The organism is Photorhabdus stackebrandtii, from assembly GCF_011189495.1.
Taxonomy (GTDB): domain Bacteria; phylum Pseudomonadota; class Gammaproteobacteria; order Enterobacterales; family Enterobacteriaceae; genus Photorhabdus; species Photorhabdus khanii.
The window spans coordinates 86,214-96,861 of sequence record NZ_PUJV01000016.1; the positions used below are offsets into that span (position 1 = coordinate 86,214).

Below are 10,648 nucleotides of genomic sequence, written 5' to 3' on the forward strand. Positions count from 1 at the left end.
AAAGTGATGACTGAAAACATGGTCTATATCGGGGATGATCCCCGTACGCAGCCTGAATTCAGTGCGCTGAAAGACGAAATAAGCAAACTGAATCATCCGGCCCGGCCCGACATTGACTGGGCTAAAGTGGAACAGCTTTGTTTGACGCTGTTTCAGGTCAACGGGGTAGAACTGCAAAGTGCCGCCTGGTACACATTGGCCCGGGCACAACGTGCCGGATTAGCGGGTATGCATGAAGGATTGGCTCTGATTGAGGGGTTGGTGGCCCATCAATGGCCGCAATTCTGGCCTCAATCGACACATGTCCGGGTTGAGATATTGGCCCGGATGGTTGCACGGTTACAGCAGATATTGCGAACCTGTGTTGTTTCTTCTATCGACCTGCCGCTGATTTATCGTGCAGAAAAGACCCTTGAACAGTTGTGTGAAGGGTTGCAACGTTTGGAACTGAAACAGGTGAGTCAACTCGACAGCCTCCGCGTGTGGCTTCACAACAGTGCTCAGCGCTTAGAGCGTCTGAAGCCGGAAACGGGGATGATGCCTGTTGTCTCGGTCTCTTCCGTCCAAGCTGGGGGCAATGCTATTTTGACGCCGACAGAACCCCGGCGGCCACAACGGATATATGTCGTGCGTGAAACTGTCTCTGGTGTACATCCCCAAGGCAATGTAGTCCGGGCATTACCTGTGCCCCGCTGGAAAGTCTGGCACGGTTTTGTCGCGGGTATCGCGTTGTGCGCGCTGGCAGTGACCGGTGTTTGGTGGGGGAACGGTCTGCGACAAGCGCCGCCGCTGGCGCAGGCATTGCAAATGACCACGCAGCCTTTGCCGCAGACCTTGCTTCCCGTGCAACTTGCCGAGTTACGCCACCCGGACAACGCCGTGTTGTTGAATCAGTTGCAGGAAAAAACGCTGGCGGCCAGCCGGGCGCAACTGGCCGGTTTGGATGCCTTGCCTGTGTTGTGGCGATTGACGTATGGGGCGCAGCTATTACACCAACTGCGAACATTATGGCCGGCCAGCCAAACGGTGAAAGCGATGGTGAAACAATGGCAACAGCAACGTGAAGCCACGGCGTTACCTGTCTCTGAACTGGAAAATTACCACCTGGCTCAATCGCGTCTGCAACAACTGACTGAACGACTCGACACTTTGGATGAAAAACGGGGTCGTTATCTCACCGGTTCTCAATTGAAATCGATGGTATTTGGCATTCAGCAACCGTTGGCGAGGACACCGCCATTGGAAGAATTATTGCGCCAACTGGCCGAACAACAAAAAAGTGGCACGGTCTCCCCGGCCTTGTGTCAGCAAATTAACACCCGTTTTAATCAATTACTCCATCGTTATGCACTGCTTATGCAGTCTGTTAGCAATTAATCAATGAACTGTAAGGATTTTTGTTATCTATGAACAATATTGTTGACGCTTTGTCGCTGCCTGATTGGTATCCGCAAGCTTTTTCTCACCTGGATGTAGAGGAGTACCCACGGTATATGGCGGGGTTTACCCTGGGAAGACAAGGGGTTCACTGTCTTCGCTGTCAGTCTTCGAAGGTGGATGCCGTGGGATTTATCGTCGTCTGCCCGGATAATCCGAAAATTCGTTGCCAGGACTGCGGGTATGAGTTTCAGTTGCAAGCTTGGCGGGGAATTTAAACCGTTCCAAGTGCTTTAGTGGACCCCCGCACGCAGGGGAAACACCTGTTTTTTTTAAAATGCTTGATTAATATACCGTGAAATCTGGCGTTTTAGCATTGTTCCATTTTTCTAATTCCTCACCATTGATTTTTACACCGTTTTGGCTGAGAACAATGCACCCAACAACACGTGGTGATATATCCCCTTCGTTCCATTTTTCAACATCCCATTCTGTTTCAACCAGTCCGCAGTTGTGATGGTGATGTCCCCCCAGACGGGGATGACCGGCGAAACGTATCAGGGCGGCCAGGAAAAAACCCGCTTCTATCATCCATTCGTGCCAGTGCCGGGTTCATGATGTTTGTGAGTTCGCTATAAACTATCTCGACTGGATGAGCAGAGGTCATAAAATATAGATTCATTTTATCGAATTTATATTAAATCTTACTGATAAGATTGTCCATCATTATGAAAAATGTTTGGACGTTATTCTACCGTTCAATACAATTAATTGGAAATCATTTTCTATTTTGTTGGTAGGAAAAGCAAAAATTCAATTTCAGTAGTTTTTACGTTTAAAAATGGCGATTTATCTTATTATAATCAGAAGTGACCTTAAGTTAGATATACTATCATAATTATTACCACTTAATTTTCCTAATTTGGCTGTGCTAAGCGCTACACTTAGCGCAGCTTTTTCTTCTATATAATAATTATTTTCCCTGCCGTTTTCGGGGAGGTGTTAAGGATATCGAATGGGACAACGAAAACATCTGACACAATTGGAAGTAGAAAGCTTATTGGAAATGGCAAAAATGAGCACAAATAGTGCGCGTGACTATTGTCTAATTTATATGAGTTTGCTTCACGTAAACGCTGACCGAAATGGGTGATCCTATCGTCAATAATCACGCGATCTGGCTTATTACTTTTTTTACCTTTTTTAGTGGTTTTTTCTTCGTACGAATTTGTCATTGAGTCGTTTCTCGCAAATTTGAGAAAAAAATCGGTTTTGGCTTTACATCTTCTTTTTTATTCAATATTGTTTACCTATAAATTTTACCTACAAATAGTTATTCATGGCTCTTACCAGAATACATAAGCATATCATGCCCATATAATACATGCGAGCAGGCAAGATTGGTATTGCATAGATATCTGCATAATTAAAAAGGTTCGATGAAATTTTGCGCAAAAATATTATTTGTGAACAATCGGATGGACAGTGAAATTGGTTTACATATGAAAGTATCACTATGATTATAAGTCAATACAGTGAAAAATTTCATTATGATATAATATTATCTTTTATAAATAGAATAAAATCATCGTGTTTTTTGACGAATAAATTATTGTGGCCTATCGCGGGTTGCATACCGGCTGAGGTTGTCAGGTGGCGGTGACGGGTGTCCCGCTCGCCTGATCTTCCGGGCGGACATTTGAGGTTTATTCCTGATAATAGAGCGCAGGGATCATTCTTAATCCAGAAAAAAATAGTTCATAGATTTAACGTATTTTGGTGGAATATAGAGATTATAATTATTTTTTTCGCAAAATAGTTTCAATTCAATAATTGTTCCGATTGATAATTTCTCATAGATATCTTGGAAGTACTTTTCCACAGTACGGCATGAAACTTTCATTTCACGAGCAATACATTGATTACTGATGCCGCGGCAGAATAAAAAGATTACTGTCCATTCTTTTTTTGTCAATATATTATTAGGGGGGCTAAGCTTAACAGGAATAAACGTATGGTGTTTAATATAATGATGGACTGAAAAATGATTTATTTCTTTAATATGACAAATTATGCCAACACAGTGATTCTTTTCATCTATTAACGGGTATTTTTCGCAAAAATAGGGATTAAGTTGTTGGCCGTCGTTTTGAAGATGAGCTCCAATAGATGATACTCGTTGCATAGTTTGTAATACCTTACGGTCATGTTCTTCAAAAAAGTGAACAAGATGATTAAACGGTGTAGGTAATTCTTTAGCAGTATATCCTGTGACATCAAAGTGTTCAGGTAACTTACTTAGTTTAATAAATGCTTTATTTGCATATATAAAACGAAGTCTCTTATCTTTTACAAACCATGATTCATGACTTCTAGCCCACATATTTGTTAACTGAGGGGTAATTTGACTCATCTGTGACCTTCAATAATTATTGAATATAAAAAGAAAAATATTTCAGCAGTCAGCAAGAACAGCGATTTGTTCTATAGGGAATTCTCTCATAATCAGAAGCTATAATATTGCTATGGTTTCCGCAGTATGAGTAGTCTCAGATCAAGATTATTCTTAATCATACATTTCAAATTCCATTTTGCCGCCCTGTTGGGTTCAGGCATAGAAAGCGTATTTAATAACGCTTTCACTTGATTACCAGCCTGGCTCCTTGATGAAGGTTACAATAATGTTGGGTAAATACCTGGCCCAATGGGCAATCCAGCAAAATACCAACCTATAAGCAGCAATATCCAGACGGCAAAAAACACCAGCGGATAAGGTAATACTAACGTGTAATAGGTGCCTAGTTGAGCACTCTTATAGTAACGTTGAAGAAACCCCAAGAAAAGCGGCAGAAAAGGGGACATCGGTGCTAAAGGTAATACTGCGGAATCAGAAATACGGAAGATGATTTGTGCAAAGGCAGGGTGAAAGCCAAGCAGGACAAACATTGGCACAAAAATAGGGGCCAGAATCGACCAGATGGCAGAGCCACTTGCGATGAACATACACAAAAAGGCAGATAAAAACATTAATCCGATGAAGGCAGGAACACCTGTCATACCCAAGGCTTCTAGCATATCGGTTAGCCCTATCGCCATAAATTTGCCCATGTTGCTCCAGTTAAAGAAGGCAACAAATTGAGCCAGAGGGAAGACCATTATAATGAAGCCTGCCATGTTTTTCATGGGGTCAACGAGCAAATCAGGAATATCATTAGATTTTTTTATCTGTTTTGTGGAAACGCCATACGTAATCGAAACCACGAAGAAAAACAAAATAATGACTGGCACGATCCCTTTTATGAAGGGCGATGGAATAATTGAGCCAGTTTGTGGATCACGCAGTAGTGCATTTTCAGGAACAACGAGCAATGCAACAATCCCGATGAAGATTAGTGCAGATAGACCGCTCATTAGCAGCCCGCGATTTTGTTGTGGCGTGAGCTTTGCTAACTTCTCATTGCGACTTCCTTCCCATGTAGGAAGGCGTGGCTCAACAAACTTATCTGTTAAGATAGCGCCTACAATCGTCAGTACAATCACTGATGCTGCCATAAAATACCAGTTATCGATGACACTGACGTGTAAGTTGGGATCAAGTATTTTAGCCGCTTCAGTACTGATACCAGATAAAAGAACATCGGTAGTGACAATCAATAGGTTTGCCGTAAATCCTGAACCGACGCCAGCAATAGCGGCCAGTAGGCCAGCAACGGGATGGCGACCAACCGCAATAAAAATTAGTGCGCCTAATGGCGGCATGACAACGAGTGCGGCATCCGAAGAGATATGGCTAAAAAAGGCGATAAATAGCACCATATAGCTGGCGTAACGTTTATTAATACCAGACGCCATTTTATACATCAGGGTTTGTAACAGACCGACTTTTTCTGCAAGCCCTGCACCAATGACCAGCGCTAATATTGCGCCAAGTGGTGTGAAATTACTGAAATTTTTAACGATATTAGGCAGGATCCACTGTAATCCTTCAGCGCTAAGTAAGTTTTTAACTCTGATGAGCTCTCCATTTGTAGGGTTTTTTACGGCCAAATCAAACCAAGACAAAATAGCCGTCGCTATCATTAAAACAGCGATTAAATAGATAAATAAAATAAAAGGATTTGGAATTTTATTTCCAACTTTTTCGATCCAGCCAAGAATACGTCCTGGGCTCTTATTTACAGGGATAGTTGTTTCACTCATGGTTTTTTCCTTTGTGTTTGCTGTCGTTATTATTTTTGATTATGTCAATGACTGAGTGCTGGCTTGCCGCTGTAAGCAAGTCAGTATTTATCGGAGCAAAGTTATTTCAAAGGTGATGGTTTAATATCGGGCGGAATAGGACACCGATAGGGATGCTGATCCCGTTGGTGTTTGAACTCCGATTGAATCTCTGCTAACAGAGCAGGGTCTATTAATAATTTAAGTGCGGTGGCGGCCATAATTTTCCCGGCAAGACACATCCCTTTGTGAGCAATGGATGAACGCCCTTGTGCGACTAATTGCCAAGTATGCAGTGGTGTGCCAAAGGCAAAGCAGGGGCTGAAGCATTGCGCTGTGGGTGTTACCCAACTCACATCACCGACATCGGTAGAGCCATACATCAACTCTTGCGATTCTATATAGGGTAAGACTTCATCTGTTAGTGCTTTTTCCCCTTGTCGTTCACTCCAGCGTTTACCCTCTTCGCCCGCTGTTCGCGCTGCATTGAGTTTGGCATTTCGTAAATCATCTTTTGTCAGTGTTTGATGGATTTTTTCGGCGAATTGGCGTTCCTCATCAGTATATTCAGGAATACCAAAGGCTTGAATATACTGATACATCACTCTTTCCATCGTGCGGTTAGGAATATAGTTTGAACACGCCTTATCAAGGCGAATATTCAATTGCGTGCCGGTCATTAAGGCGGCACCTTTAGCGATATCAATGACTCGTTGGTAAATATCTTGAGCCTGATCCAGTTGTGGGGCGCGAACAAGGTATAAAACTTCGGCATCAGCTTGTACAACGTTAGGTGACACACCACCCGTATTAGTCACTGCATAATGAATTCGGGCTTCCTGAATGATATGTTCACGAAGGAATTGAACACCCACATTCATCAGACTGACGGCATCTAAAGCACTTCTACCTAGATGAGGGGAATTGGCTGCGTGTGAAGCAATCCCTTTAAAATGAAATGCTGTTTGGATATTTGCCAGAGACTGGACATTAAATGCACTACTGAATGATTCAGGATGCCATGTAATTGCTGCATCAACATCATCAAAAAGACCTTCCCGGACCATAAATGTTTTGCCGGAACCCCCTTCTTCACCGGGGCAACCGTAAAACCGCACAGTTCCAGGCCGTTGATTTTTTTGCAGCCAGGCTTTCACTGCAAATGCCGCAGCGAGTGCAGCCGTCCCCAGTAAATTATGTCCACACCCGTGGCCGTTACCATTTTTAACCACAGGATTAGATTCACAACAGCCTGCTTTTTGGCTTAAACCAGCCAGTGCATCATACTCACCAAGTAAAGAAATCACAGGGTGTCCACTACCGTAACTGGCGATAAACGCGGTCTCAATATTGCCTACCCCACGCTGAACAATAAACCCTTCATTCTCTAACGCATTTGCAAGTAGCTCCGCAGAAAAGGTTTCTTCAAAGCGGGTTTCTGGGTGTTCCCAAATATTATCGCTAAGGTGAATAAAATCACTTTGGTGTTGATCAATATATTCATGGATGAATTCAGTCAACGAATTATTCATGGTGATGAACTCCGAAATCAGGTAGGTTAAAAGCGATAGTGGCTAATGTTTTCACTGCGGTTGTCATCACGTTTTCATCAAAGTCAAACTGTTCATTATGATGACCTGCACTGAGTGCTGTACCGAAAATAAGGTAGGTGGCTTGACCACCATTCGATTTGACGCGTTCCATAAAATAGGTCGCGTCCTCCGATCCCGCAGCTTGCTGGCGGCTTTTGACAACAGATGAAAGCTCTGGGATATATTGTTGAGTCTGTTGATAAATGAAATCGACCCATACAGGGCTAGGTTGGCTGCTTTGAGCGGCTCCCATTAACTGTATTTCATATTCAACCCCCTGCATTTTTGCAGCACCTTCAATAATATTGAGGGCTTGATGGTAGACAAATGCATTGATCTCATTAGTTTCACCACGCGTTTCCACTTTCATTAATGCGTAGTCAGGAATAACGTTACGGCCAATGCCTGCCTGTAGCACGCCGACGTTAATGCGTGAACTACCTTCGCTGTGGTGAGAAATAGCATACAGTCCTAAAGTTGCCTGAGCGGCGGCTAACAGGGCATTTTTTCCCGCTTCTGGTTTTGCACCAGAATGGGAGGCAACACCCCGATAAGTGACATCGATTTTTGTGGTAGCAAGAAAATTATTACTACCACAGACCAATTCTCCTTGAGGTACACCAGTGCCGATATGGATAGCGATAAAGAAATCAACATCATCGACAACGCCTGCTTCAACCATTGATTTTGCGCCACGAGTTCCTTCTTCCGCAGGCTGAAAAATCAGTTTGATTTTTCCGGTTAGCTGGCTTTCATATTTTTTCAATATACGAGCGAGTCCTAATCCGATCGCTGTGTGACCATCATGACCACAAGCATGCATCATATGTGTATTACAAGAGGAAAAGCCTTCAGCGTGAGGGCGGTGTACGTGAGTTTGTTCCTCATTCAGGTCAAGCGCATCCATATCAACCCGAAAAGCCAATGTTGGTCCAGGTTTTCCTGTATCGAGTGTCGCGACAATGCCGGTAAACCCGCCTGAAAAATGGGGTAGCCATTCAGTCAGAGCGCCTTGTTTAATAGCACGCTGTTCTTGCGCCTGTAATGCCTGTTCTGAAGGTAAGCCCATTCGTGCATCAGCCTTGATAACGTCTTTTCCTATTTTCAGGCTGTACCCCAAACGGTACAGTTCATCTGCCACAATCGTTGCTGTTCTGAATTCGAACCAGCCTGATTCAGCAAAATGGTGGAAATCGCGACGCCAGTTTTGTAATTGTCCAGCAATTTGCTGAATAGATTCGTTTAATGAAGTGTTCATAATAATTATCTCTTTTAGTTATCGCGGAGAATAGAATATATTTGGTTTATTTTACCAATATTGATTTTGTTTGATTTTAATTAAATTGGTTTATTTTTTAACTTTATTATTTTAATAATTAAAAAATATTTTTGTTGAACTTTAAATACAGCCCGGTTTTTTTATTACTGATTTTTAATGTATACAATGAATTCTGTTAAAGTAAGATACAATTATCTTTATCTATATAATTAAAAGTTATCGCAAGAAAAAAATGGCGACACCAATAAAACTCAATCAACTGCGCGCTTTTGTTGAAATTTACCACCATGGCAGTATCAGAGCGGCCAGTCGGTTTCTGTTACTCTCGCAACCGGCTTTAACTAAATCGATTCGCGAACTGGAAGATTCACTCGGTGCAAAATTATTTATACGCAGTAACCAGGGTATTCATTTGACAGAGTGTGGAAAAAGTTTTTTACAACGCGCCAGTTTGATACTTGAGGAGCTTCGAATCGCACAGGAAGATATTCAGCAACGCGTTGGCTTGAGCGGTGGTGTCGTCAATATTGGTGTGGCTGGCAGTATTGCACGTACGATTATGCCGAAGGTGATTACACAATTTCACCGCGATTATCCCACCGTGAAGTTAAGAGTTGTTGAGGGACAGTTATTGGCTATGTTACCTCAGCTCAGACAAGGTGAACTGAATTTTACCGTAAACACCTATTATCCCGGTAGTTTGGATGCAGAATTTAGCTTCGAAAAACTGATGGAAAAAGAGTACAAAGTGATTGTACGAAAAGGGCATCCAAAAGTGAATGCAACCTCTTTAGGCGAATTAGTTGATTGTGACTGGACCATGCCAACACCGAAAGACACCTACTATCGCAGGTTATTTGAGATGTTCTCATCTCTGGATAATCCACCTGTCTTTAGTGTGACGTGTGAAACCTTGATGGCTTGCATGAGTTTAGTTGCCGAAAGTGACTTTGTGACTATTGTGGCTGTGGATGTGGTTAATGAGACTCTGTTTAATCAGCAATTTGTGGTTTTAAACCTTAAAGAGCGGCTGCCGTTTGCAACTTTTTGTCTTGTTCAACGAAGAGATACAAAGCTGACTCCTGCGGGAGAACATTTGGCTAGACTTTTTCGAATGCATTGTCGTGATTAATTTTTGCACCAGAAGTGGGGGTTAGGGGGAGTTGAGCAGACCCGTCGGTCACCACAGGCTTGACTGGATAGACTACATGAAGAGCACCCAGGCAGGTTAAAATAAAAAGGCCAAGCACTCCTCCAGAAAATGGCCAATCGCTGGTTGGCAACCAGGCTTAGAGCCACTTCTTTAGACTGAGTTAGTTTTTCTGTGGATAATTTGGACTGGCACCGAGAGCCTTTATTTTGTTTTGCTTTCGGTGAACTCATGGCGTTCTTTTCCTTCTTAACCCGAATTCCGTTTTAGCCGCCACCGGGAAATCGTCTTCTGAGTAGAAAATCTTTGGTGACGGTTTCTTTTCTTTAATGCAATAAGCAATCAATCCACATAAAACAGTCAATTGAAATCCTTTTATACTTCGGTGGCGAGAATGCTCTATTTGAGAAATGAGTTTCAATTGACCATTAATGGTTTCGATAATAAAACGCTTTAATAACACTATCCTATCCCACTCCGCTTGTGCCTGTGCTTTCATGTTACGGCGTCTTTTCGTGATGAAAGTGATACCGTTTTGGGCTAAATCGTCTGCCAGTTCCTTGCTGAGATAACCTTTGTCGCCGTAAAGGGCACCCATTAATTCTTGTGATAATTCACGAACAGGTTCCCGGTCGTCCACATTACCGGGGGTCACTTTAAGCGCTAAAATTTCACCCAAGGGGTTCACAATCAAATGTCATTTGAAGCCGTAAAACCAGCCCATTGAGGTTGAGACCATAAAAATCTGTGGGACACTTATGCAGCAATCTTTTCTGTCCAAGAATGCTCCGTTTCGTCACCTAATTTTATGCCCGGATACCCATGCTTAAGTACAGCTGTGTGGGTCTGGAGTAAGTCATGCGCACCTTGCTGGCTCCATTGCATCTGCTGCTTTTTCACCATCCGTTTGGCAATCACTTCATTGATCGTCGATTCAACAAATGAAGAGGAAATGGGTTCACCATAGCGGTACATTTCACCATAATTCGGGATCATCATGCTGTTATTTTCAATGTAGGTGTACATTTCATC

The 10,648-nt window shown here is 42.8% G+C and carries 8 protein-coding genes and 2 pseudogenes; 3 read left to right on the plus strand and 7 right to left on the minus strand.

Annotation, left to right across the window (positions count from 1 at the left end; translation table 11 throughout):
- Positions 1-6: 6 nt before the first annotated feature.
- Entirely contained in the window at positions 7-1,377 is a 1,371-nt protein-coding gene (locus C5470_RS14295) for a VasL domain-containing protein (protein WP_166290184.1), read from the plus strand.
- A 20-nt stretch (positions 1,378-1,397) separates the two neighbouring features.
- Positions 1,398-1,655: a hypothetical protein gene (locus C5470_RS14300; protein ID WP_166290186.1), complete on the plus strand. Its 258-nt coding sequence runs from the start codon at positions 1,398-1,400 to the stop codon at positions 1,653-1,655.
- 67 nt (positions 1,656-1,722) lie between these two features.
- Here the strand turns inward: C5470_RS14300 and C5470_RS14305 are convergent, their stop codons facing one another.
- From C5470_RS14305 to C5470_RS14325, 5 genes are all read right to left on the minus strand, one after another.
- Entirely contained in the window at positions 1,723-1,968 is a 246-nt protein-coding gene (locus C5470_RS14305; protein ID WP_166290188.1) for a hypothetical protein, read from the minus strand.
- A gap of 1,147 nt (positions 1,969-3,115) precedes the next feature.
- Positions 3,116-3,790, minus strand: a complete 675-nt coding sequence (locus C5470_RS14310; RefSeq protein WP_166290190.1) for a helix-turn-helix transcriptional regulator — start codon at positions 3,788-3,790, stop codon at positions 3,116-3,118.
- 260 nt (positions 3,791-4,050) lie between these two features.
- Positions 4,051-5,577: a p-aminobenzoyl-glutamate transporter gene (gene abgT / locus C5470_RS14315; protein WP_166290192.1), complete on the minus strand. Its 1,527-nt coding sequence runs from the start codon at positions 5,575-5,577 to the stop codon at positions 4,051-4,053.
- A 101-nt stretch (positions 5,578-5,678) separates the two neighbouring features.
- On the minus strand, positions 5,679-7,127 hold the full coding sequence (locus C5470_RS14320; RefSeq protein ID WP_036845058.1) for a M20 family metallopeptidase: 1,449 nt from the start codon (positions 7,125-7,127) through the stop codon (positions 5,679-5,681).
- Complete coding sequence (locus tag C5470_RS14325; RefSeq protein ID WP_166290194.1) at positions 7,120-8,445, minus strand: M20 family metallo-hydrolase; 1,326 nt, start codon at positions 8,443-8,445, stop codon at positions 7,120-7,122. The genes C5470_RS14320 and C5470_RS14325 overlap by 8 nt, the downstream gene beginning before the upstream one ends.
- Positions 8,446-8,698: 253 nt before the next feature.
- Here C5470_RS14325 and C5470_RS14330 point away from each other — a divergent pair, with 253 nt between their 5' ends.
- On the plus strand, positions 8,699-9,598 hold the full coding sequence (locus tag C5470_RS14330) for a LysR family transcriptional regulator (RefSeq protein ID WP_036845054.1): 900 nt from the start codon (positions 8,699-8,701) through the stop codon (positions 9,596-9,598).
- A 247-nt stretch (positions 9,599-9,845) separates the two neighbouring features.
- On the opposite strand, the pseudogene C5470_RS14335 reads toward C5470_RS14330, so the two are convergent.
- Both C5470_RS14335 and C5470_RS14340 read right to left on the minus strand, forming a co-directional pair.
- Positions 9,846-10,346: pseudogene (locus C5470_RS14335) on the minus strand (IS982 family transposase); the annotation flags it as partial.
- A gap of 26 nt (positions 10,347-10,372) precedes the next feature.
- Positions 10,373-10,648 (minus strand): annotated as a pseudogene (locus tag C5470_RS14340) (ISKra4 family transposase); the annotation flags it as partial.

Excerpts from the sequence above, each read along its gene's own strand:
- C5470_RS14295 (WP_166290184.1), top strand. The coding sequence starts at position 7 with ATGACTGAAAACATGGTCTATATCGGGGATGATCCCCGTACGCAGCCT.
- C5470_RS14320 (WP_036845058.1), bottom strand. The coding sequence starts at position 7,127 with ATGAATAATTCGTTGACTGAATTCATCCATGAATATATTGATCAACAC.
- C5470_RS14330 (WP_036845054.1), top strand. The coding sequence starts at position 8,699 with ATGGCGACACCAATAAAACTCAATCAACTGCGCGCTTTTGTTGAAATT.
- C5470_RS14310 (WP_166290190.1), bottom strand. The coding sequence starts at position 3,790 with ATGAGTCAAATTACCCCTCAGTTAACAAATATGTGGGCTAGAAGTCAT.
- abgT (WP_166290192.1), bottom strand. The coding sequence starts at position 5,577 with ATGAGTGAAACAACTATCCCTGTAAATAAGAGCCCAGGACGTATTCTT.
- C5470_RS14325 (WP_166290194.1), bottom strand. The coding sequence starts at position 8,445 with ATGAACACTTCATTAAACGAATCTATTCAGCAAATTGCTGGACAATTA.
- C5470_RS14305 (WP_166290188.1), bottom strand. The coding sequence starts at position 1,968 with ATGATAGAAGCGGGTTTTTTCCTGGCCGCCCTGATACGTTTCGCCGGT.